Origin of the sequence: Pseudomonas sp. PSB11, from assembly GCF_014596605.1 — a bacterium.
Classification (GTDB): domain Bacteria; phylum Pseudomonadota; class Gammaproteobacteria; order Pseudomonadales; family Pseudomonadaceae; genus Aquipseudomonas; species Aquipseudomonas umsongensis.
In genome coordinates this window covers 167,011-189,298 of record NZ_NOIO01000003.1, presented here as the reverse complement: position 1 = coordinate 189,298, position 22,288 = coordinate 167,011, and the positions used below count along the sequence as shown (strand labels likewise).

Below are 22,288 nucleotides of genomic sequence, written 5' to 3'. Positions count from 1 at the left end.
TGTGAAAATTTTGTGCAGCGAATATTAGGTAACACAATAAAGGCTTCTGTAGGAGCGAGCACGCTCGCGATGGACGTCAACGATTACGCGGGTTGTCTGCATGCCCGGATTGTCCTGGCGTTTTTCGCGAGCATGCTCGCTCCTACAAGGAACAGGTGGCACCTGTTTTTATTTCTCGGCCAGAGCCTTCAGGTTCTTCAAGGTATTGAATGGCGCATCCACCACAAACTTGTTGGCCACCATCGATGGCACGCTACCACCGGGCTCGGTATGCACCTGATAGGTCACTTCAACCTGATCGCCCTTGGGTACGAACTTCCAGAAGCCATCGACCTTGGCGACCCGGACAAAGCCCTTTTCTTCTGGAAGGTATTTGGGCACGCCCTCGAGCTTGCGCGTCAGGCTGCCGTCGGCGCCTGCGATCGTGGTGATATGCAGCACCGAATCTCGCGGCGTGACCGGCCATGGCGTATTGAACTGGGTGTAGGTCCAGTTCTGATCGCCTTCCTGCTTGAGCAACTTCTGGGTCTTGCACTCGTGAATCCAGGCGCAGGCACCGACCACGTCTTCCTGCAGGGCGCGCAACTTGGCCACGGTGGTTTTCATCAGGGTGACGCCCTGATAGGCCTTGTAGTCGGAACCGGCCACTTCACTCAGGGAGATCTTGATGCCGTCTTCGTTCCTGGCGACTTTCCAGTCTTCGGCCTGGGCAACTGAAGTGGCCAGAACAGCCGTCAAACCACACAACACAGCGATACGATGCAGCGAACCCATAATCTTATTCCTTATTGTTGAAGTTCCGTTCTGTAAACACATCACGCGGCAGTCATCTGCTCCCACCAGCCAATCAACCGGATAGCCTCTTCGCTGCTGTTGCCACATACCTCGACGTCAGCCTCGAACGCCGAACACACCGCCGGGCGCTCGGGCTTACCGAAAATCTTGCACAGGTTTTCGGCAGACAGTTGCAGGCAACGTTCCCCGGCGGCTTTGCCATGGGGCATACCGGGAATCGGTGAACTGATGGAAGGGGCAATGCAGCAGGCGCCACAGCCCTCACGGCATTTCATGACGAAAAGCTCCTCGCGACGAGCAATGTGTTAAAGGACGGGCACAGAGTAACCGCTAAAACAGTTGTTTTAAATTACCCTTGCCTGGGTATTTATCTGCAAACGGGCGTGACCGGCCAGTCTCCGACCAACTGCTGCTGGCAGGTCAGCCAAAGGCGGGATTTACCGCTTGAACTCGAATTCCAGGGCGGCGCCTTCGACTTCACGGCGCTCTTCGTTACGCATTTGCAACTGCATTTCGTTGTTGATCAGCCTGCCATTGAGCTGGAACTGACTGCTTTTGTCGCCGAACATTTGCGGCAGTACCGGTTCACGCTTGGGCAATGGAACGGTACCGACCGGTTTCAGCTCCTCAACCATGTCCTTGGGCAGGCTCAAATCGAGGTTGGCTGAAGGTACCGGGGTTTTCACCACCGCACTGGCCGGTTTTGACCTGGCGGCATTCGGTGGGCGCTTTTTTACCGCGGTTGGCTTTTTAACCGGTGCGGTTTTTCTGGGGGTTGCCTTGGCATCGCTTGCGGCGGGCTTTGCCTGCGCGGACTCGGCCTTGACGGACGCCGGCTGAACACTCACTAACAGGCAGATCAACAGCCAGACGGCAGGAAAAATCGGCTTCATGTACCCAACGATGCAAACGGCGAAAACGACAGAGGTGCCTATGCTCCCCTGTTGCGCGCCCCGTGACAAGCACGGACGGAGACCGCCTGGTCAAAAGCCCCCTGCCATCTCCTGGCAGAGCTGGGTGGCAAGCATGCCCAGGGTCATCAACGCACGTTCGGCTTCGCGGTTCCACGGGATGCCGCAATTGAGCCGGATGCAGTGATTGAACTGCTCGGTGTTACTGAAAATCAGCCCCGGCGCGATACTGATGCCCTGCTGCAACGCGCGCACATGCAGTTCCTGGGTATTGACCCGTCCCGGCAGGCTCACCCACAAAATGAAACCGCCTGTTGGTCGGGTCATCTGTGTGCCTTCGGGGAAATACTGCTGCACCGCCAATTGGAAAGCGCTGAGGTTCTTGCGGTACTCCTGGCGGATGTAACGCAAATGGCGGTCGTAACCACCATTTTCCAGATAGGCGGCAATGCCCATCTGTGTGACGCTACAGGCCGAATGGGTACTGAAGGTCTGCAAGCGCTGGATCTCCTGCTGGTACTTGCCGGCAATCATCCAGCCGATCCGCACCCCCGGCGACAGGGTCTTGGAGAAGCTCGAGCAATAAATCACCCGATCCAGCCGATCATAGGCCTTGAGCGATTTGGTGCGACCTTGCTCAAACATCAGCTCGCCGTAGATATCGTCTTCGACTATCTGGATGTCAAAGTCCGACGCCAGGCGCAGCAGCTGCTTCTGCCGCTCTTCAGGCATGGTGCCGCCCAACGGATTGCTCAAGCGCGTGGTCAGCACCAGCGCCTTGATCGACCATTGGTTGGCCGCCAATTGCAGCGCTTCAAGGCTCATGCCGGTGGACGGGTCGCTGGGGATTTCGATGACCTTGAGGCCCAGCAGATCGGCCAATTGCAGCAGACCGTAGTAAGTCGGCGACTCGGCCGCGATCAGGTCACCGGGCCGGGTCAGCACCCGCAGGGACATCTGCAAGGCGTCGACGCAGCCGTGGGTGATCACCACCTCCGAAGGATCGACCACCACGCCGGCATCGCGCATGCGGATCGCCACCTGTCGACGCAAGGGCTCGAAACCGGGGCTGAACATGTAGCTGAAAGCCCGCGGGCTATGGAACCGGGTGACTTTGGCCAGTTGCTGATGCAGGGCACGCACCGGCAAATAGTCGACGCTGGGCACCGCGGCACCCAACGGGAAAACGCCTTCGCGGCGCGATTCGACCAACACTTGCTGAATGATGCTGCTGCGGGTGACCAGGCCTGGACGTTCGACGCGGGCGATGTCCGGTGTCGGGGCAGTCAGCGCCGGGGTCTGGTGCACGTAGTAGCCGGACTGCGGCCGGGCGCGAATCAGCCCCTGGTCTTCAAGGTTGGCATAGGCCTGCAACACCGTGGCGTGGCTGACATTGAGCTGCGAACTCATCTTGCGCACCGAAGGCACGCGCTCTCCCGGTTGATAGACACCTCGGCGGATGTCTTCAGCCAGTTGCTGAGCAATACGTTGATAGAGCAACAGGTTGGTCATGACGCAGCACTCGATTTCACGGGCATTTTATTCTTGTGTGAAACAATACCGGAACAGTTTAGAAGTGTACTGGGACAGTTGCCACAATAGTCGACAGTACAGTGCAGTGTCAGCAAAAACTGTACTGTTTTGTGCGCTAATCGGCAGGCGAAAAAAAACCCGGCGCTGTCTACCAGGCCGGGCTTTGCAGGAAGCGGTTTGCTGGCGATGGCAAAACCGCGGTGTTTCAGATCAATCGCAGTGATGGCATCGCCAGCAAGCCGGCTCTACGGAGTGCGTGATTTCATTAGCGGGCAGCGCCGAGCTGGCCTTTTTCGTCGGAAAACACAATTTCCACCCGACGGTTCTGCGCCCGGCCCCGTTCGGAGGCGTTCGCGTCAACCGGATACTCGTCGCCATACCCTTCCACCAGGATGCGCTTGTCGTCGATACCCAGGTCCATCAGCACATCCGCGACCGATTGTGCCCGGTCGCGGGACAGCTTGAGGTTTTCCTGCTTGCCGCCGGTACTGTCGGCGTAACCCTCGATGCGCACCACGCGCTTGGGGTTGAGCTGCAGGAACTGCACGATCTTCAGCACCACGCGGTTGGCCGAGTTTTTCAGCTCTGCTTCGCCGGTGTCGAACAGCACATCACCCAGGGTCATCACCAGGCCACGGTCGGTCTGGGTGGTGGCCAGGGCCAGGATCTGCTCTTCCAGCCATTTGCCCTGCTGCTGCACGCTGAGCAACTTGGATTCGCGCAAGGCCAGTTGCAGGCGCTGACGTTCCAGCTCGAGCTTGGCCGCGCGCTCTTCGTTGAGCACCTGATTGGTGTGCTCCCGGGCGATCTCACTGTAGCGCTGGCTCAGGTAAGCGTAATGCACCACATCCGAGCCGCTGCCCCAATAGGTGGACAAACGGTCGGCGCGGGCCAGGGACTCACCGGCGCGAATCACGTCCTTGGGGGCGATGCGCAGCACGTTGGAGTCTTCCTTGACCTTCTGGAAGTCGGCGCCCGCCTGTTGCAGCGCCGCTTCGCCTTGCTGGCCGGCGCAGCCGACAAGGCTGACGGTTCCTGCCAGGATCAAAGCGCCGAGAATGTTGGACTTGAGGCTCATTGGGCTGCTCCCAACTGCTTTTGCAGGCGGGCGATGCGGGTATTGAGCACGTTCAGCTGTTCTTCACTCTTGAGGGTCAGGACCCGGGCTTCGGCCAGGCGCGCGTCCAGCTCGGCCTGCTCGGCGCGCATCCGCGCATTCCTGAAAGACTGGTCTGCCATGCTGCCCTTGGCCCGGTTGTATTTGTCTTCGGCCAGTTTCATCTCCGGCACTTCGTCGGCAGTGGCACCCACGGCACGGGCTTGCTCGACGGCCTGTGCGGTCAGGCGCATTTGTTCATTCGGCGCCGGATCGGCTGCACAACCCGCCAGAGCCAGAATGGCCAGGGCAGCGAAAAGAGGTCGAATACTCACTAAAAATCCCTACTGTTTTGGGGTACTGACAGGTTGCTTCTGCTGCGCGTTCCAAAGCTCGATATTGCGTTGCAGCACGGCTTCCGTCAGTCCGGACGCGGGCAATTCTGTCATCTTTTTGGCCAACTGTCCGCGCAACCACGGATCGTTGCAGGCGGAGTTGTGGGAAAGCGCCAGAAACAGTCCGGGTTTGTCGACCGGTTGCGCGCGGGCGACCAGGTCATTGGCCATGCCCAGTGTCTGCGCCATGGCCATGCCGGAGTAGCGCCCTGCCAAGACATACTCCACCTCCCCCAGGAGCAGTTTCTGAAAGGCCTGGGTCAGGTTTGGCGTACGGGTGAGGGTCAATTGCTGCTCGGCGAAAGTGGCGAATTGCGAGGTCAATCGAGACTTTTCCGACAACGCCCCGGGGTGACCGTGCAAGTCCTGGACGTCGTTGTAGACCAGCGACGAGTCCTTGCGGGTCCACACCAGATAATCGTTTTCCAGCAACGGCGGATGGATGTAGTCCAGGGATTCCAGCTCGCCAACTGTCAACGGCGCGTCCGCCAGCATGTCCATGCGCCCGCTGCGCACTTCGTCCAGGGCCTGGGAGCGTTTGCCGGCGTAGAGCAACTGGACCTTGATGCCCAACTGCCCCGCTACCTGTTGCAACATATCGGCACTGGCGCCAATCAAGTGCTTTGGATCCTGCGGGTCTTGCCACAGGTACGGTGGCGCATCCGGGCTACCGGTGACCACCAGGCGTTCGCACTTGCCGGCGGCATTGGACAGCGCCGGGAATATCGTCAACACCAGTAGTAGGCGCAAATCCATGGCAACACGCTCCCGTTGAGACCGTTTATATCCCTGTAGGAGCATGCTCGCTCCTACAGGGGGGGGGGGGGGGGGGGGAGAAGCAAAAAAAAAGCCCGACCAAAGGGTCGGGCTCTTTATAAGTGAAGCAGCCGGATTAGACCAGCTTCTCCAACTCGGGGATGGCTTCGAACAGGTCCGCCACCAGGCCGTAATCGGCCACCTGGAAGATCGGCGCTTCTTCGTCCTTGTTGATCGCAACGATCACCTTGGAGTCTTTCATGCCGGCCAGGTGCTGGATCGCGCCGGAAATACCGACGGCGATGTACAGCTGTGGCGCAACGATCTTGCCGGTCTGACCGACCTGCATGTCGTTGGGTACGAAACCTGCGTCGACCGCGGCGCGCGAAGCACCCACGGCTGCGCCCAGCTTGTCGGCCAGGGCGTACAGGTGCTTGAAGTTGTCACCGTTCTGCATGCCGCGACCGCCGGAAACGACGATCTTGGCAGCGGTCAGTTCCGGACGATCGGACTTGGCCAGCTCTTCGCCAACGAAGCTGGAGATGCCCGCGTCGTGGGCAGCGCCAACGGCTTCAACAGCTGCGCAACCGCCTTCAGCGGCAACCGGGTCGAAACCGGTGGCACGCACGGTGATAACTTTCACTGCAGCGTTCGATTGAACGGTAGCGATGGCGTTACCGGCGTAGATCGGACGCTTGAAGGTGTCAGCGCTTTCGACCGAGATGATCTCGGAGATCTGGTCAACGTCCAGGGCTGCGGCAACGCGCGGCAGGATGTTTTTGCCGTTGGAAGTAGCGGCAGCCAGGATGTGGCTGTAGCCCTTGCCCAACTCTGCAACCAGAGGCGCAACGTTTTCCGGCAGCTGATGCGCGTAAGCGGCGTTGTCGGCCAGCAGCACTTTAGCCACGCCAGCGATTTTCGCAGCGGCTTCAGCCACGGCGCCAGCGCCCTGGCCGGCAACCAGCACGTGGACGTCGCCGCCAATCTTGGCAGCGGCAGCAACGGTGTTCAGTGTGGCCGGGGCCACTACTTTGTTGTCGTGTTCAGCAATAACCAAGATAGTCATTTAGATTACCTTCGCTTCGTTTTTCAGTTTCTCGACCAGTTCAGCCACCGACTTGACCTTGATACCCGCGCTGCGTGCAGCAGGCGCTTCGACTTTCAAGGTTGTGTTGGTGGAGGCGGTGGAAACGCCCAAAGCGTCCGGAGTCAGCGTCTCGAGAGGCTTCTTCTTGGCTTTCATGATGTTTGGCAGGGACGCGTAGCGCGGCTCGTTCAAACGCAGGTCGGTGGTGACGATGGCCGGCAGCTTCAGGGAAACTGTCTGCGCGCCGCCGTCGATTTCACGGGTGACGGCTACGCTGTCGCCGCTGATTTCGACTTTGGAGGCGAAGGTGCCCTGACCGTAGCCGCTCAATGCAGCCAGCATCTGGCCAGTCTGGTTGTTGTCGCTGTCGATGGCTTGTTTGCCAAGGATCACCAGCTGAGGCTGTTCCTTGTCGACAACGGCTTTCAACAGTTTGGCAACCGCCAGGGAAGTCAGGTCTTCGGCGGACTCGACGAGGATGGCGCGGTCGGCACCCAGGGCCAGCGCGGTGCGCAGTTGCTCCTGAGCGGTGGACGGGCCGACGGAGACGACGACGATTTCAGTCGCAACACCTTTCTCTTTCAGGCGTACGGCTTCTTCCACGGCGATCTCGCAGAACGGGTTCATCGACATCTTGACGTTGGCAAGGTCGACGCCGGAATTGTCCGCCTTGACGCGAACTTTCACGTTGTAATCCACAACGCGTTTGACAGCTACAAGAACCTTCATGGATTCCTCGTTACTCTCCGGTGAAAAGAAAGTCGCCTAGGCGAACCTGGCGGATAATGCTCATCGGGCGCAAGGGCACCTCCAAAAACGCCGGCAAAAGTGTCAAGTGACCATCGTTCATGATGCTGATGACCGTTTGTCAGCAGTGACTGACGAGTCATTCAATATCGCGACGTGTAAACTGCGCGTCAAACCCGCGCGGCCCATCACCTTCTACTGCCATCGCCCTGTCTTTAGAGGTGCTCTTGAAACCAATAGTCAGCCTACGGCGAGCGCAAAACCGCCCGTATCTTGACCGGAACACCTATTCCGGTCAATACGCCAAAATGGCCGTTGGTAAGCCGCGTGACTTTGATTTCTCTGGCTTGGAGCCATTTCAAACAAACGTTTGTATTGGACGCTGAGAGTGGTGTAGATATAATGCGCCACCAAAGAGAAAGGTGGTTAATCGATTGTCCTCTCCCGGCGCTGCGCAGGGATTCATGGATGCGACACCCAACCTCCATATTAGAAAAAAAACTGTTGAGCCTTGAGTAGGAGATAACCTGTGGAACGCGAATACATGGAATTCGACGTGGTCATCGTCGGTGCCGGCCCCGCTGGTCTTTCCGCTGCCTGCCGATTGAAGCAGAAGGCCGCCGAAGCCGGTAAGGAAATCAGCGTCTGCGTGGTCGAAAAAGGCTCCGAAGTCGGTGCTCACATCTTGTCCGGTGCGGTATTCGAACCCCGCGCCCTGAACGAACTGTTCCCGAACTGGAAAGAACTTGGCGCGCCGCTGAACACGCCGGTCACGCGCGATGACATCTTCGTGCTGAAAAACGCCGAAAGCGCGCAAAAAATCCCAGACTTCTTTGTGCCCAAGACCATGCACAACGAAGGCAACTACATCATTTCCCTGGGCAACCTGTGCCGCTGGCTGGCCCAGCAGGCCGAGAACCTGGGCGTGGAGATCTACCCGGGCTTCGCCGCCCAGGAAGCGCTGTTCGACGAGAATGGCGTGGTCCGCGGGATCATCACCGGCGATCTGGGCGTTGACCGCGAAGGCAACCCAAAAGAAGGCCTGTACACCCCGGGCATGGAACTGCGCGGCAAGTACACGCTGTTCGCCGAAGGTTGCCGCGGCCACATCGGCAAGCAACTGATCAAGCGCTTCAACCTCGCCAGCGATGCCGACGCCCAGCACTACGGCATCGGCCTGAAAGAGATCTGGGAAATCGATCCGGCCAAGCACCAACCAGGCCTGGTGGTGCACACCGCCGGTTGGCCGATGGACATCATGGGCACCGAGAATACCGGTGGCTCGTTCCTCTACCACCTGGAAAACAACCAGGTGGTCGTGGGCCTGATCGTCGACCTGTCCTACAGCAACACCTACCTGTCGCCGTTCGACGAGTTTCAGCGCCTCAAGCATCACCCGGTGCTCAAGCAGTACCTGGAAGGCGGCAAGCGCGTCAGCTACGGCGCCCGCGCCATCTGCAAGGGCGGCCTGAACTCGCTGCCGAAAATGGTCTTCAAGGGCGGCGCGCTGATCGGCTGCGACCTCGGCACCCTGAACTTCGCCAAGATCAAGGGCAGCCACACCGCGATGAAGTCCGGCATGCTGGCGGCTGACGCCGTGGCCGATCGCCTGTTCGCCGAGTCCGAAGGTGGTGATGAACTCACCCAATACGTCGAAAGCTTCAAGAAGAGCTGGCTGTACGAAGAACTGTTCGCCAGCCGCAACTTCGGCCCGGCGATCCACAAGTTCGGCGCTATCGTCGGCGGCGGCTTCAACTGGCTGGATCAGAACATCTTCGGCGGCAAACTGCCGTTCACCCTGCACGACACCAAGCCGGATTACGCGTGCCTGAAACTGGCAGCCGACTGCAAGAAGATCGACTACCCGAAACCGGACGGCAAGATCAGCTTCGACAAATTGAGCTCGGTGTTCATTTCCGGGACTAACCATGAAGAAGAGCAGCCGTGCCACCTGAAACTGGCTGACGCGAGCATCCCGATCAGCAAGAACCTGCCGCTGTACGACGAACCGGCCCAGCGCTACTGCCCGGCCGGCGTGTATGAAGTGGTGACCAAGGAAGACGGTGAGAAGCGCTTCCAGATCAACGCCCAGAACTGCGTTCACTGCAAGACCTGCGACATCAAGGACCCTGCACAGAACATCACCTGGGTGACACCGGAAGGTGCCGGCGGCCCGACTTACCCGAACATGTAAGCCGAACCACTGAACATCAAGGCTCCCGAATTGGGGGCCTTTTTGTTGCCTGCAATTTAGGCAACACCATTAAACCAATGTGGGAGCGAGCCTGCTCGCGAAGGCAGTGTGTCAGTCGATACCCGTATCGAATGATAAATCGCTTTCGCGAGCAGGCTCGCTCCCACAAGGATGACCGCATATCGTCAGATTTTGGCGCCCAGCTCCGCCGAGAGTCGGGCCGTAACCCCTTTGATCAAAGGAATCAGCTCGGCCATTTTTTCCAGCGGCATGTACGGCACGGTACTGGCGATGCTGATACCGGCGACAATGCGTTTGCTGGCATCGCGGATCGGTGCCGCCACGCAGCGGATCGACGGTTCGTTGTCTTCCAGGTCGAAGGCATAACCGCCGGCCACGTACTCGATCATGCGCTGCTGGAACTGTTCCCACGACTGCTCGGGGTGCAGCGGCCAGAACTGGTTTTTCCCACCCACTGGCAGGCTGATTTCGTACAAGCGCTGCCACTCTTGCGGCGAGTCATCGAGCATCAACGCCTTGCCGATTCCAGTACGCGCCAAGGGCATGCGATGGCCGACCCGCGAGCGCATTTCCGGGCCGTTGCGCCCCGGGTTCTTGAGCAGGTACAGCACCTCGTCGCCTTCGCGGATGGCCAGGTGAATGGTATCGCCGGTCAACGCCGACAGCTCATCCAGATATGGCCCGGCCAGGGTCACCAGCGGCAATTCCTCACGCGCCTGAAACCCCAGTTCGATCAACTTGGGCCCCAACAGGTAACCGACCTGCGGCACCACCCGCAGATATCGCTCGTCCACCAGGCAACTGGCCAGGCGATGGGTGGTGCTGCGCGTGGTGCCGATCAACCGGGCGATTTCCTTGAGATCGCGGGCGCCACTGGCCACGGCCTGAACCACACCCAGCCCGCGAAGCAGGGTCTGGGTGCCGGTCGGTGCGGCGTCCTTGGCGATTTTTGGGGCGTCTTCCTGCATATCCAGCCTTTACCGTTGAGCGAGTGAACGGGCGGCATTATGGTCGCCCGCGGGTCACGACTACAACTTGATACGCTCGACCTTGCCCACCAGCAAGATGTAGGAAAGTGCACCGATCAACGCCAGGACCGAGATATAGGTAATGGCCGGGGCAAAGGAGTCACCGCTGGCAAGGAAGCCGATGACGATCGGCGTGGCGATGGCCGACAGGTTGCCGATGAAGTTGAATACCCCACCGGTCAGCCCAAGCAGTCGCGCCGGAGCCAGGGTCGACACCAGCGACCAGGTGATCGAAGCCAGGCCGTTGCCGAAAAACGCCAGCGCGAGGAAGGCAATTACCAGCGGCGTCGACTCAACGAAGTTGGCGCCAATGATCGAAGTGGAAATCAGCAGGCCACTGATGATCGGCAACTTGCGGGCGAAGCCCACGGAGTAGCCGCGACGAATCAGAAAGTCCGAGAAGAAACCGGAGCACAGCACGCCGACGAACGCCGCGAGAAACGGCAGCGATGCCAGCAATCCGGACTTGATGAAGTCCATGCCGCGGTATTTCACCAGGTAGGTCGGGAACCACGTCAGGAAAAACCACAGCGTCGAGTTGAGGCAGAACTGGCCGAGGTAGATGCCCCAGAGTTTGCGCTTGGTGAGGACGATCCCCAGGTCGGTCCAGCTGAATTTGGCTTTGACCCTGGCTTGTTCGGCCTGGATATCCACCAGCCCGCCGCCTTCGCGGATCAAGTCGATTTCGGCGTCGTTGGCGCCTTTGAAATCCCGTGGCTCGCGATACACCGCGTACCAGATCACCGCCCAGAGAATGCCCACTGCGCCGGTGGCCACGAACACCATGTGCCAGCCGAATTCATGCTGCAGCCAAGCCAATACCGGTGTCAGGAAAGCCAGGCCGACGAACTGTCCAGACGTGTAGAAACCGATGGCCGTGGCACGCTCACGCTCCGGGAACCAGGTGGTAACCACGCGACTGTTGATCGGATAGGCCGGCGCTTCCAGGGCACCGACCGCCATGCGCAATACGAACAGGGCGATGAAGCTGCCCGCGAAGCCGAGCATGACCGTGGCAATCGACCATAACAGGAGTGCAGCGGTATACAGAATGCGCGGCGGCACCCGGTCCACCAGCCAGCCACCGGGAATCTGCATGGCGGCGTAGGTCCAGCCGAAGGCCGAGAAGATCAGGCCGACGTGTATTGGATCGATGCCCAGGTCGCTGGTCAGCGCTGGCGCAGCGATCGACAGGTTGCTGCGGTCCAGGTAGTTGATCACCACGGTGATGAACAACAGGACCATGATGAAAAAACGCTTGCGGCTGGGTGCCGCCAACGACGCCTGCCCGGTGAGGGTTTGCGGTTGCATGGGGAGTGCCTCTTTTTATGTTTATTGAGGTCGTGATCGTTCCCACGCTCTGCGTGGGAATGCAGCCAGGGACGCTCTGCGTCCCAAAAGCGGACGCAGAGCGTCCTGTGAGGTATTCCCACGCAGAGCGTGGGAACAATCACCGCACAGGCATTACCACTCGGCAAAACTGCCGTCGGCATGGCGCCAGATCGGGTTGCGCCAACGGTGGCCAACAGCGGCGCGTTCGATCACATATTCCTCGTTGATCTCGATGCCCAGGCCCGGCCCGTTCGGGATTTTCACGAAGCCTTTGTCGTAATCGAATACCTGTGGATCCTTCACATAGTCGAGCAGGTCGTTGCTCTCGTTGTAATGGATGCCCAGGCTCTGTTCCTGGATGAACGCGTTGTAGCAGACAGCATCCAGTTGCAGGCATGCCGCCAGGGCAATCGGACCCAGCGGGCAATGCAGCGCCAACGCCACGTCATAGGCTTCGGCCATGTTGGCGATCTTGCGGGTTTCGGTGATGCCGCCCGCATGTGAAGCATCCGGCTGGATGATGTCGACGTAGCCCTCGCTGAGCACGCGCTTGAAATCCCAGCGCGAGAACAGCCGCTCACCCAGGGCAATCGGCGTGCTGGTCAGCGGGGCCAGCTCCTTGAGCGCTTCGTAGTTTTCGCTGAGCACCGGTTCTTCGATGAACATCAGCTTGTACGGATCGAGTTCCTTCATCAGCACCTTGGCCATGGGCTTGTGCACCCGGCCATGGAAGTCGACGCCGATGCCGACGTTCGGCCCGACCGCATCACGCACGGCAGCCACGTTGGCCAGCGCCAGGTCGACTTTGTCGAAGGTATCGAGGAACTGCAGCTCTTCGGTGCCATTCATTTTCACTGCGGTGAAGCCCCGACTGACCGCTTCTTTCGCCGCGCGCGCAGTGTCTGCCGGGCGGTCGCCGCCGATCCACGAATACACGCGGATCTTATCCCGCACCTGTCCACCCAGCAGATCACTGACCGACACGCCCAGCGCCTTGCCCTTGATGTCCCACAACGCCTGGTCGATGCCGGCCAGGGCGCTCATGTGAATGGCGCCACCACGGTAAAAACCACCGCGGTACAGCACGGTCCAGATGTCTTCGATATTGCGTGGGTCTTTGCCGATCAGGTAGTCGGACAATTCCTCAACGGCAGCCGCGACAGTGTGAGCGCGGCCTTCGACTACGGGCTCGCCCCAGCCGGTCACGCCTTCATCGGTCTCGACCTTGAGGAAGCACCAGCGTGGCGGAACGATGAAGGTGGTCAGTTTGGTGATTTTCATCTGTCGGTCTCTCTTGTTAGATCCAGCGCTCGCAGCGCCAAAAAAGTCTTAGCGAAGGGCTTTCCAGGCAGTCACGTAGGCCTTGGCATTGGCCGCTACTTGCTCAGGCGTCATGCCCGGCTTGAACAACCCGGACCCGAGGCCGAAGCCTTTGACGCCCGCGTCGATAAACACCTGCATGTTGTCCGGGGTAATGCCACCGACGGGCGCCAGGATCGTTCCCGCCGGCAGCACCGCGAGCCAGGCCTTGACGACCGCCGGGCCCATCTGCTCGGCCGGGAACAACTTCAGCACATCAGCGCCCTCGGCCAGTGCCGCGAAGGCCTCGGTGGGGGTGGCAACACCGGGCGACAGATAAAGGCCAGCCGCTTTCGCCGCGCGCAACACCTTCGGATCGCTGTGGGGCATGACGATCACCTGGCCACCCGCTGCCTTTACCTGTTCAACCTGCTGCGGCGTCAGCACCGTACCCGCGCCAATCAGGCAATCGGCGGGCAACGTACTGCGCAGGATGCGGATGCTTTCGTACGGCTCCGGGGAATTGAGCGGCACTTCGATGACGCGAAATCCGGCTTCATACAGGACTTCGCCGATAGCAGCGGCCTCTTGCGGGCGCAGGCCACGCAGGATCGCGATCAGCCCGTTTTGCGCCAGTGCGTGTTTGAGCATGTCAGGACTCCAGTCAGGGTTAACGATGTGGCGTGGGCGAGATCAGGCCGGCAGCCAGTGCCAGCTGCCACAACCCGCGTTCGGTGGCCTGCTCGGCCAACGTCACCCGCGCATAACCGCAGGCATCGAGCGCGCGGCTGTAGCGGCTGCACAGTTGGGAATTGCCAATCAGGATGATCGAAGGCAGCTGCACGCTGTTGCGTCGACGACGTTGCACGCAAGCCAGGGCCGACAGTTCATGGCCGATCAACAGGCCGGACAAGTAATCGGCTTGCGCCGTGGCGCTGAGCTCGCCGGTCAGACCGAGGCTGCGGGCGCTGAACAAGGTCGACAAGGGGCCGATTTCGCCGTCCGACGACAACGCCACCTGCACGCCGCGATCGAACGCATCGCCATCGAATGACGCGCCGCGTTGCTGGGTACGCCCCAGAATGCTGTGTTCGCTGAGCACGGCGAAGACTTCACCGGTCATGAAGGTATCGAAATGCACGATGCAGCCGTCGGCCACTTCCACCCATTTCGAATGGCTGCCCGGCAGGCCGATCAGCAGATCGGTGCCCGCCTCCCCTGCGATGTTCTGCAGTACGCCGAGCACTTGGGTTTCTTCGCCGCGCATCACGTTCGGCAGGCGCGAACGCTGGATCACCCCCGGCACGATGTGTACATCGACACCGCGAAGACTGCGCACGGTTTGCAGGGCGGTACCGAGATTGGCGACGTTCGCCGGCGTGTCGCGATAAGCCGCCTCGCGCCAGCCCTGGGCGCTGCCCACCATGCCGCAGGCTATCACCGGCAAGTCAGGCTGTTCGTCGAGCCAATCGCCACAGGCCTGGTCAAAAGCCAGTTCAAAACCATCGACGCACTCGCGGCCGTTGATCATTCGCGCAGCCTTGGGCAACTGCATGATCCCCGACGACAACGAGCGCTGTTCGAGCACCTGGCCGCCCGCGGCAAGTTTGTAGGCACGTAATGAGGTTGTCCCCCAATCGAGCGCGATTAATTGCGCCTGCATCGCTTCACCTGTTCTGTTTTTGGCAGTGAGTGAGGCGGACTATAAACCTTGGCGCCGCCAAATCTCAATATATAAATATCAATCCCATATATTGAGACAAGACAAAAAAAGATCGCAGCCTTCGGCAGCTCCAGGATCGGGTTTACACGCGATTCATGGCGCTGCCGAAGGCTGCGATCTCTTAAACGGTATCAATTACCCTCGGCAAAATCCCGCAAGACGGCCCCGTCCATGCGGTAGCGCACCCACTCTTCCTGCGGCTGCGCGCCCAGGGATTTGTAGAAGTCGATAGCCGGGGTGTTCCACTCCAGCACGCTCCATTCGAAGCGCCCACAGTCGTTGGCACAGGCGATTTTCGCCAGGTGCCGCAACAAGGTTTTACCCGCACCGCCACCGCGCTGTTCCGGTGTGATGTACAAGTCTTCGAGGTACAGGCAGTTGCTGCCCAGCCAGGTGGAGTAGCTGAAAAAGAACACCGCAAAACCGATGGGCACCCCCTCGCGCAGGCAGATCAGGCCATGGGCCGTCGCGCCTTCACTGAACAGGCTGCGCTCGATGTCGGCGACACTGGCGATGACTTCATGGCGAGCACGTTCGTAGTCGGCCAGTTCAGTGATGAACGCGAGGATTTGCGGCGCGTCACTGGGGGTTGCCGGGCGGATTTCGATCGTCATGGACGTGCCTTGTCAGAAGTTGAAAACGCCATACTAAGGCGCCGCTCGGCCTGTGGCGAGGGGACTTGTGGCATGTGGCAGGTGATTCATCTGTGGCAGGTGATTCATCGGCGGGGCTCGATCCTGCTGTGGGTCTAGACCGTTCGTCGCTGATCAGGCACCAATTCAAAACGGGGGCGGACCAACATCAGGTAAGGACTCTTAATCAATGGAGACACCGCGCCATGCTCTCGACCAGGTTGACCGCCCTCGCCCTCGCTGTCCTGATGTCCCCGCTTGCCATCGCTGCCACGACCGCGTCCGGCACCGGCCTGACCAACCCGGTCGAAACGCCCAGAGCCCCCGCCCTCCAGAGCGTCCCCCTGATCAACATCAACGGCACGGGCGTCGACAGTAACTTGCCGCCGTCGACTGGCACCGATCCGCGGATCCAGGGTAACGATGCGGGCCGCCAGGGCGGCTTGAACCTGCCCGATACCAAGACACCTGATAACGCCAGCCCCGGCATAGGCTCTACCACCACCGAAAGCCCGGGCTCAATAGGCGGCGCGAGCCAGTAGCTCGCCACTTTACCGACTCATCACAACGAAGAGGTAACCATGAACGCCGATAAAAACCTGGAAAAAGAAGTCCTGACCCGCCTCCTGCACGCCCACCCCAGCGGTCTGGGCAAGGAGGTGCTGGACAATTACCGGGGGGAGAAAGTCGTGGCCAGTACCCTCGCCGCACTGCAGGAGCGTGGACTGATCCAGCACGGCAACGTGCAATGCAACGAAGCCGGCGAACACTCGCTGAACCTGCCGATCAAACTCAGCGCTGCCGGCGTCGAAGCGGCACGCAAGCTGGATGTTTGAACCCACCAAGAAGCCAGGAGAAATCCCATGCCTCGTGGAAGCAAAGACAAATACACCGCCGAGCAGAAACGCAAGGCTGAACATATCGAAGACAGTTACGAGCGCAAAGGCGTGTCCAAGGACGAAGCCGAAGCGCGTGCCTGGGCGACCGTGAACAAACAGTCCGGCGGTGGTGAGCGTGCCGGTGGTTCAGGGCGCAAGAAGCCGGCCCGCGCCAAGGCGCAGGATCGAGAGGAATCGTCGCGACGCGCAGTGCTCAGCCGTGAAGGTCATTCGCGCAACAGCAAGGCTTCGCGCGAGGTGCAGACCGTCGACAGCCTGATGAAAGAAGCCCGGGCGAAGAATATTCCGGGCCGGTCCAGCATGCGCAAGCAGGAGTTGATCGAGGCGTTGCGCAAGGCTGGCTGATATATGTTGAATGCCAGGGCCTCTTCGCGAGCAAGCCCGCTCCCACAAGAATTACGTGACGACAAGATCCCTTGTAGGAGCTGGCTTGCCAGCGATGACGGTCGATCAGGCGCCGAGAGTCCTGCAGATAAAAGCATCTACCTCGGCAATCCCAGGCGAAGTCGCCGGCCCCCACCGGGTCACCGCCAGCGCCGCTGCCGCATTGGCCCGTTGCGCGGCATCAAGCGCAGACAACCCCTGCGCCAATCCCGCCACGAACACCCCGGCATGGGCATCGCCGGCGCCATTGCTGTCCACCGCCTGCACCTTGAAACCTGGTACATGCCGACGTTCGCCTTGCTGATGAACCCAGCATCCTTGCGGCCCGTCGCGAACGACCATGAGGACATCGCGCGGCAAATGTTCAACCAGACGATCCAGCGCCTGATCGATTTGCGTTGCACCTGTAATCTTCAACGCTTCGGCGCTGTTACTGGTCCACACGTCGATGCGCGCCAACAACGTTTGCATCAGCGGCGCATCCGGGGAATCCACCAACGGCCCCGGATCGAACACCACATTGATCCCGTTCGGCAACGCCAGCACCCAATCCACCAGCGCCCGCGCCTTCCCCGCCTGCAGGAGGCTGTAGCCGCTGACGTAGACATAATCGCCCGCCTCGACCGGCACGCTGCCCAGGTCTTGCGCAGTCAATTCGCCTTCGGCACCGATGTAGGAAACGAAACTGCGTTCGGCCGAGGCGTCGGTGATGGCGACGCATAACCCGGTATCGCGCTCGGCGCGCTCAGTAATGCCGATCCGGATGCCTTCGGCGTTCATTGCTTCACGCGCCAGGTCACCGAATCGCCCGGTGCCGTGGCGACCGAGGTAGACCACCGAAAGCCCATTGCGCTGGGCGGCTGCCATTACATTAAAACCGCCGCCAGCCTGGAAACTCGCGGACTGCGCCAACACATCGCCCCCCGCTTGCGGCAATTTATCCACGGCCATGACCAGGTCGATGATGACCTGGCCCGTGTGCAGCATCTTAGGCATGAGCATTCTCGATCAACGCGGCCCGACGGTCTTTCGCCCCGCCGAGCACCCGATAAATGCCACCGGCGACCACGAAGGTCACGATCCAGCCGAGACCGTTATGCCCCAGCCACGAGTCGGACAGGAAGCCTTTGAACCAGACGTTTTCTGCCGTGGTGCCGATGGTGGTGAAACTGAAACCGAGCACGATCGCCACCGCCCAGGCACCGAACGCGCGCCACTCGACGCCGCCTTGATACCAGTAGGCGCTACGCGGGCTGACGTCCAGCAGGTCCTTGGGACTGTAGTAATGACGATGAATCAGATCGACCACGAAGATCCCTACCCATGCCGTGATCGGCACCGCCAACAGGGAAATGAAGGTGATGAACGGGCCATAGAAACTGTCGGCGATCAACATGAAGTAAATCGAACCGGCGAAGATCGCCACGATGTCCACCACCACGGCGTAGACGCGCTTGACCTTCAGGCCGAGGGTCAGTGTGGTCAGGCCGGCGGAATACACCGACAGGTTGTTCGACAGCAGCAGGCCACCGAACGCGGTGATCAGGTAGGGCACGGCCATCCAGGTCGGCAGCATGTCGCGGATGGCGATGATTGGGTCAGTGGCCTGGGCCAGGTCGCTGTTGCCCACCGACAACAGGCCTCCGAGGGTGATCAACAGCACCAGTGGAATGCCCGCGCCGAACGCCGCTGACGCCACCAGGCGCACGGCCTTCACACTGCGGTGCTGGTAACGCGACATGTCCGCGCCAGCGTTGGCCCAACCGATCCCGGTGCCGGCCGCCATGGTGCCGATACCGATGATCATCGCGCTCATAGGTGCCGGTGCGGCGTTGAACACCGCGCTCCAGTCGATGGTGGCGCAAAGGAAACCGCCGACCAGGATATTCAGTGCCCCGAACACATAGGTCGCCCACTTCTGGATCACCAGCAATGTGGCGTGACCGAGGCCGGACACCGACAAGGTCAGCAGCACGAATATCGCGATGAACAGCAGGGTCAGCAGTGGCGCGCTTTTGGCCTCTACCGGCGAACCAAAGAGGATCGAGCACAGCGACAGCAGAACGAACGCGGCGGTGGTGGTGTTGACGGTTTCCCAGCCCAGGCGCGACATCAGCGACACCAGGGTCGGGCCAATATTGCCGCGCACGCCGAAGATGGCGCGTGACAGGGTCAGGCTTGGCGCGCGGCCACGACGACCGGCGATGGATATGATCCCGACCACCGCGAAGGAACCGGCGGCGCCGAGGATCGCGACAATGATTGCCTGCCAGATCGCCAACCCGCGAAACGCCACGAGGGTCGCGCCCAGCGGCAGGCCGAGAATGGAAATGTTGGCAGCGAACCAGACCCAGAACAGCTGCAGCGGATGGCCATTGCACTCGGCCTCCGGCACCGGCTCGATGCCGCGGGTTTCCAGTTGCCCGGCGTTCGATGAACTCATGAAAAATGCTCCTGTTGCCATTTTTGTGGTTGTGGGCAATTCAGATATTGGGTGGCTCCCGACAATCCCCTGTAGGAGCTGCCGCAGGCTGCGATCTTTTGACCTTGATTTTCAGCGACCTCAAGGCCGCCAAGATCAAAAGATCGCAGCCTGCGGCAGCTCCTACAGGGGCTCCTCAGCGCAGGGTGAGGAGTCCTCTGACGAGGGGTTCAAGTTCCAGATCATTGACCGCCTTGACCTTCTCGATCATCGCCACCGGCCAACTCTCCAACCCAAGGCAAGCCCCGAGCATCGCCCCCAGAATCGCCGCGATGGTGTCGGTGTCGCCGCCCAGGCTTGCCGCCATGCACAGCGCGTCGAAGGCATTCATTTCGCCGATGGCCACTTGCTGGGCCAGGGCAAACGACACCACCACCGACTCCTGGGACGCCACCGAGGTGCCGATCACGTCGTACAGCACATCGGCGAGCAACGCCTTGTCACTGTCGACGCTGATGCTGCGCGCCCAACTGATGCGCGAAGCGATTCGTCCGCCGGCAACCCAGTGGCCATGGCCTTCGGCTTGCTGGGCGATTTGCTGGCCGAGGTTCAGCGCCTCGCCCAGGTCCATGCCGTTGATGCCGGCGGAAACCACCGCCGCCACCGCCGCCGCGCTGGAAATGCCCAGCGTGGTGTTGTGGGTGACCTGGCAGGCCTGCACCACGGCATCGATGAAGCGCTCGGGACTGGCCACGTCCGCGGCAATCCCGACCGGCGTGATCCGCATCGCCGCGCCATTGGTAGTGCCGTAGCGACCAGCTTCTTCGGGCGAATGGCCGGCGAGGATCATTTCGATCGCGCGTTTGGTCGAAGGGCCGAGCAAGTCCTGCGAGCCCTTGGCCTGCATCACGGCTTCCCATTCGATCAAGCGCTGTGCCAGCACCGTGGGTTGGATATTGCCTTGACCTTCGAGCAACAGTTGGCCGACCAGAATGGCTTGTTCGGTGTCGTCGGTGATCGAGCCCTTGGGCATATTGGCGGCGATCGGCTGATCGGGACCGGCATCTTCAAGGCCGGTGATCTCGCCAAAGCGCGCCCGAATCTGGCTGCGACTAAGGGATTGGGTCGGCATGCCAAGCGCATCGCCCAGCGCCAGGCCATAAAACGCGCCTAGCGCACGATTGAGCGCCGTCATTTCGATGGTCCGAATTGCAGGTGCAGGCGAAAATGCACAGGATCGAGCAGGCTTTCCACCTGTTCCATGAAGCGGTTTTTCCGGTCATAGGTGGTGCGCAAGGCCTTGAGGAAAACCGTGCCGACCGGCCGCCCCAACAGTTCGGCATCGGTGGCGTTCAACGGCTCGGCGCCGATCCATTGATCACCGCGCTCGCCGATATAGCCATAGGCGGCCAACGTGATGGTCAGCGAGTTATCGATCAAGCCAACCCGCGGCAGGCTTTCCAGGCCGCCGGTAGCAGGCATCAATGAGCGTTCAAGGGAGACCAGCGTGCCATCGTTGGATCGGCGGCGACGGTCCAGGGTGATGAACTGGTCAGTGCCGAAACGCGGTAGCAGGTCGGGACGGCTCACGGCTTCCAGCCGCAACACTTCGGTATTGACCAGTGCGCCGCTGTCGGCAAGGGCCTGGGCCCAGCCGCTGCGCTGATCCAGTACCACACCGTCGAAAGTGACGATGGACCCGACCCCGCTTTGCGTCGCAATGTAGTTGCGCCGTTTCAGCTCGGCTAGCGCTTCACGCAAGGTTCCTCGGCTGACTTTGAATTCTTGAGCCAACTGATGCTCGCCCGGCAGATGAAAACCGTCCTCCATGAGACCGCTTTCGATGCGCCGAATGAGTTCGTCGACCACCCGTTGTTTCTTGTCAAAGCGTACCTGTCTAATCATGTACAAATTGATACCCGAAACGGGTTGCGACGGGCAAGAAATATTTACGGGAGATGACAGAAGGGATCGTTCCCACGCTCTGCGTGGGAATGCAGCCCGGGACGCTCTGCGTCCCTTTCGAGAGCTGGAACGCGGAGCGTGGGAACGATCAATTGTAGGGTTAACGCTGCTTGAGGCGGTCGATGACGACGGCCAGCAACAGGATCGATCCGCGGATCACGTACTGGTAGAACGTATCGATGTTTTTCAGGTTCATCGCGTTCTCGATGATTGCCAGGATCAACACCCCGGCAATCACATGCCGGATCATGCCGATCCCGCCACTGAGCGACACGCCGCCGAGCACGCAGGCCGAGATTACCGTCAGCTCGAAGCCCTGGCCGATCATCGGCTGGCCCGAGGTCATGCGCGATGCCAGGATCACCCCGGCCAGTGCACCGATCAGGCCGTGCACGGCGAAGATGATGATCTTGGTCCGGTCAACGTTGACCCCCGCCAGCAGCGCCGCTTCCTGGTTGCCGCCGATGGCCATGGTGTTGCGCCCGTAGGTGGTGTAGTTGAGCAACCAGCCAAAGAACAGGAAGCAGACGATGGTGATCAGGATCGGCACCGGCACCCCGAACAACTGGCCGTTGCCGAACACGAAGAACGACTCCTGGGACACCCCCACCGCCTTGCCATTGGCGAAGATGTAGGCCAGACCGCGCACGATCTGCATGGTCGCCAGCGTGGTGATCAGTGCGTTGACCCGCAGCTTGGCAATCACGATGCCGTTGATCAGGCCGACGATCAGCCCCATCGCCAGCGCCGCGCTGACACCGAGAAATACGCTGTCGGTGTCACGCATGACCACGGCGGCAACCACCCCGGCGCAGGCGATCACCGATCCCACCGACAAGTCGAAATGCCCGGACGCCAGGCAGTACAACATGGTGCATGCCGCGATCCCGGTGGTGGAAATCGCCAGGCCCAGGCCGCGCATGTTCAATGGCGAGAGGAAGTTGTCGATCAGCAAGGTGCAGAGCACGAAGATACCGACGGCCGCCAGCAGCATCACCCAGTCATCGAGAAAGCGCCGCAGGTCCAGGGGTTTGCGTGCAGTCGGCAGGGTTTCGTTTTGGGTTGTCAT

Annotated in this window: 24 protein-coding genes; 4 read left to right on the top strand and 20 right to left on the bottom strand. The window is 60.6% G+C overall.

The genetic code is table 11. The features are described from left to right. Positions 1-168: 168 nt before the first annotated feature. From CGA21_RS05895 to CGA21_RS05855, 9 genes are all read right to left on the bottom strand, one after another. Positions 169-774 carry an START domain-containing protein gene (locus tag CGA21_RS05895; RefSeq protein WP_110749761.1) on the bottom strand — a complete coding sequence of 202 codons (606 nt, stop codon included), beginning with the start codon at positions 772-774 and terminating at the stop codon, positions 169-171. A gap of 41 nt (positions 775-815) precedes the next feature. Next, positions 816-1,070: a YkgJ family cysteine cluster protein gene (locus CGA21_RS05890; RefSeq protein ID WP_020799973.1), complete on the bottom strand. Its 255-nt coding sequence runs from the start codon at positions 1,068-1,070 to the stop codon at positions 816-818. Positions 1,071-1,232: 162 nt separating this feature from the next. Beyond that, positions 1,233-1,688 carry a translation initiation factor 2 gene (locus CGA21_RS05885; RefSeq protein ID WP_110749763.1) on the bottom strand — a complete coding sequence of 152 codons (456 nt, stop codon included), beginning with the start codon at positions 1,686-1,688 and terminating at the stop codon, positions 1,233-1,235. Positions 1,689-1,778: 90 nt separating this feature from the next. Continuing rightward, the gene (locus CGA21_RS05880; protein ID WP_020799971.1) at positions 1,779-3,218 is read right to left on the bottom strand and encodes a PLP-dependent aminotransferase family protein; all 1,440 of its coding nucleotides are present in this window, start codon (positions 3,216-3,218) and stop codon (positions 1,779-1,781) included. Between the two features lie 286 nt (positions 3,219-3,504). Then, a complete protein-coding gene (locus CGA21_RS05875; protein WP_110749765.1) occupies positions 3,505-4,317 on the bottom strand; it encodes an OmpA family protein in 813 nt (270 codons plus the stop codon). Further along, complete coding sequence (locus CGA21_RS05870; protein ID WP_110749767.1) at positions 4,314-4,670, bottom strand: DUF4398 domain-containing protein; 357 nt, start codon at positions 4,668-4,670, stop codon at positions 4,314-4,316. Before CGA21_RS05870 ends, CGA21_RS05875 begins: the two co-directional genes overlap by 4 nt. 9 nt (positions 4,671-4,679) lie before the next feature. After that, on the bottom strand, positions 4,680-5,486 hold the full coding sequence (locus CGA21_RS05865; RefSeq protein WP_188263763.1) for a substrate-binding periplasmic protein: 807 nt from the start codon (positions 5,484-5,486) through the stop codon (positions 4,680-4,682). A 136-nt stretch (positions 5,487-5,622) separates the two neighbouring features. After that, positions 5,623-6,552 carry an electron transfer flavoprotein subunit alpha/FixB family protein gene (locus tag CGA21_RS05860; protein WP_188263762.1) on the bottom strand — a complete coding sequence of 310 codons (930 nt, stop codon included), beginning with the start codon at positions 6,550-6,552 and terminating at the stop codon, positions 5,623-5,625. Next, a complete protein-coding gene (locus CGA21_RS05855) occupies positions 6,553-7,302 on the bottom strand; it encodes an electron transfer flavoprotein subunit beta/FixA family protein (protein WP_110749773.1) in 750 nt (249 codons plus the stop codon). Positions 7,303-7,849: 547 nt separating this feature from the next. Between CGA21_RS05855 and CGA21_RS05850 the strand changes: the two genes are divergently transcribed. Next, on the top strand, positions 7,850-9,514 hold the full coding sequence (locus CGA21_RS05850) for an electron transfer flavoprotein-ubiquinone oxidoreductase (RefSeq protein ID WP_110749775.1): 1,665 nt from the start codon (positions 7,850-7,852) through the stop codon (positions 9,512-9,514). Between the two features lie 185 nt (positions 9,515-9,699). On the opposite strand, the gene CGA21_RS05845 is transcribed toward CGA21_RS05850, so the two are convergent. The 6 genes from CGA21_RS05845 to CGA21_RS05820 all read right to left on the bottom strand — a co-directional run bounded on the left by CGA21_RS05845 (position 9,700) and on the right by CGA21_RS05820 (position 15,531). Continuing rightward, the gene (locus CGA21_RS05845) at positions 9,700-10,503 is read right to left on the bottom strand and encodes an IclR family transcriptional regulator (protein WP_188263761.1); all 804 of its coding nucleotides are present in this window, start codon (positions 10,501-10,503) and stop codon (positions 9,700-9,702) included. 60 nt (positions 10,504-10,563) lie between these two features. Next, complete coding sequence (locus CGA21_RS05840; protein ID WP_020799962.1) at positions 10,564-11,874, bottom strand: MFS transporter; 1,311 nt, start codon at positions 11,872-11,874, stop codon at positions 10,564-10,566. 153 nt (positions 11,875-12,027) lie between these two features. Further along, on the bottom strand, positions 12,028-13,176 hold the full coding sequence (dgoD, locus tag CGA21_RS05835; RefSeq protein ID WP_110749780.1) for a galactonate dehydratase: 1,149 nt from the start codon (positions 13,174-13,176) through the stop codon (positions 12,028-12,030). A 48-nt stretch (positions 13,177-13,224) separates the two neighbouring features. Beyond that, a complete protein-coding gene (locus CGA21_RS05830; RefSeq protein ID WP_110749782.1) occupies positions 13,225-13,845 on the bottom strand; it encodes a 2-dehydro-3-deoxy-6-phosphogalactonate aldolase in 621 nt (206 codons plus the stop codon). 19 nt (positions 13,846-13,864) lie between these two features. Continuing rightward, positions 13,865-14,857, bottom strand: a complete 993-nt coding sequence (locus tag CGA21_RS05825) for a 2-dehydro-3-deoxygalactonokinase (RefSeq protein ID WP_188263760.1) — start codon at positions 14,855-14,857, stop codon at positions 13,865-13,867. Positions 14,858-15,048: 191 nt separating this feature from the next. Continuing rightward, on the bottom strand, positions 15,049-15,531 hold the full coding sequence (locus tag CGA21_RS05820; RefSeq protein WP_008065853.1) for a GNAT family N-acetyltransferase: 483 nt from the start codon (positions 15,529-15,531) through the stop codon (positions 15,049-15,051). A 224-nt stretch (positions 15,532-15,755) separates the two neighbouring features. Here CGA21_RS05820 and CGA21_RS05815 point away from each other — a divergent pair, with 224 nt between their 5' ends. The 3 genes from CGA21_RS05815 to CGA21_RS05805 are packed head-to-tail and all read left to right on the top strand — an operon-like array spanning position 15,756 to position 16,793. Next, positions 15,756-16,091, top strand: coding sequence for a hypothetical protein (locus CGA21_RS05815; protein ID WP_188263759.1), 336 nt, complete (start codon positions 15,756-15,758; stop codon positions 16,089-16,091). 39 nt (positions 16,092-16,130) lie between these two features. Next, a complete protein-coding gene (locus CGA21_RS05810) occupies positions 16,131-16,385 on the top strand; it encodes a hypothetical protein (RefSeq protein WP_020799956.1) in 255 nt (84 codons plus the stop codon). A 27-nt stretch (positions 16,386-16,412) separates the two neighbouring features. Then, positions 16,413-16,793, top strand: coding sequence for a Rho termination factor N-terminal domain-containing protein (locus tag CGA21_RS05805; protein WP_020799955.1), 381 nt, complete (start codon positions 16,413-16,415; stop codon positions 16,791-16,793). Positions 16,794-16,898: 105 nt separating this feature from the next. On the opposite strand, the gene CGA21_RS05800 is transcribed toward CGA21_RS05805, so the two are convergent. The 5 genes from CGA21_RS05800 to araH form a co-directional block, all read right to left on the bottom strand. Further along, on the bottom strand, positions 16,899-17,828 hold the full coding sequence (locus tag CGA21_RS05800; protein WP_188263758.1) for a PfkB family carbohydrate kinase: 930 nt from the start codon (positions 17,826-17,828) through the stop codon (positions 16,899-16,901). After that, on the bottom strand, positions 17,821-19,275 hold the full coding sequence (locus CGA21_RS05795; protein WP_110749790.1) for a purine-cytosine permease family protein: 1,455 nt from the start codon (positions 19,273-19,275) through the stop codon (positions 17,821-17,823). The genes CGA21_RS05800 and CGA21_RS05795 overlap by 8 nt, the downstream gene beginning before the upstream one ends. A gap of 175 nt (positions 19,276-19,450) precedes the next feature. After that, on the bottom strand, positions 19,451-20,449 hold the full coding sequence (locus CGA21_RS05790; protein ID WP_188263757.1) for an ADP-ribosylglycohydrolase family protein: 999 nt from the start codon (positions 20,447-20,449) through the stop codon (positions 19,451-19,453). Continuing rightward, positions 20,446-21,159, bottom strand: a complete 714-nt coding sequence (locus CGA21_RS05785; protein WP_020799951.1) for a GntR family transcriptional regulator — start codon at positions 21,157-21,159, stop codon at positions 20,446-20,448. Before CGA21_RS05785 ends, CGA21_RS05790 begins: the two co-directional genes overlap by 4 nt. 160 nt (positions 21,160-21,319) lie before the next feature. Next, entirely contained in the window at positions 21,320-22,288 is a 969-nt protein-coding gene (gene araH / locus CGA21_RS05780; protein ID WP_032832152.1) for an L-arabinose ABC transporter permease AraH, read from the bottom strand.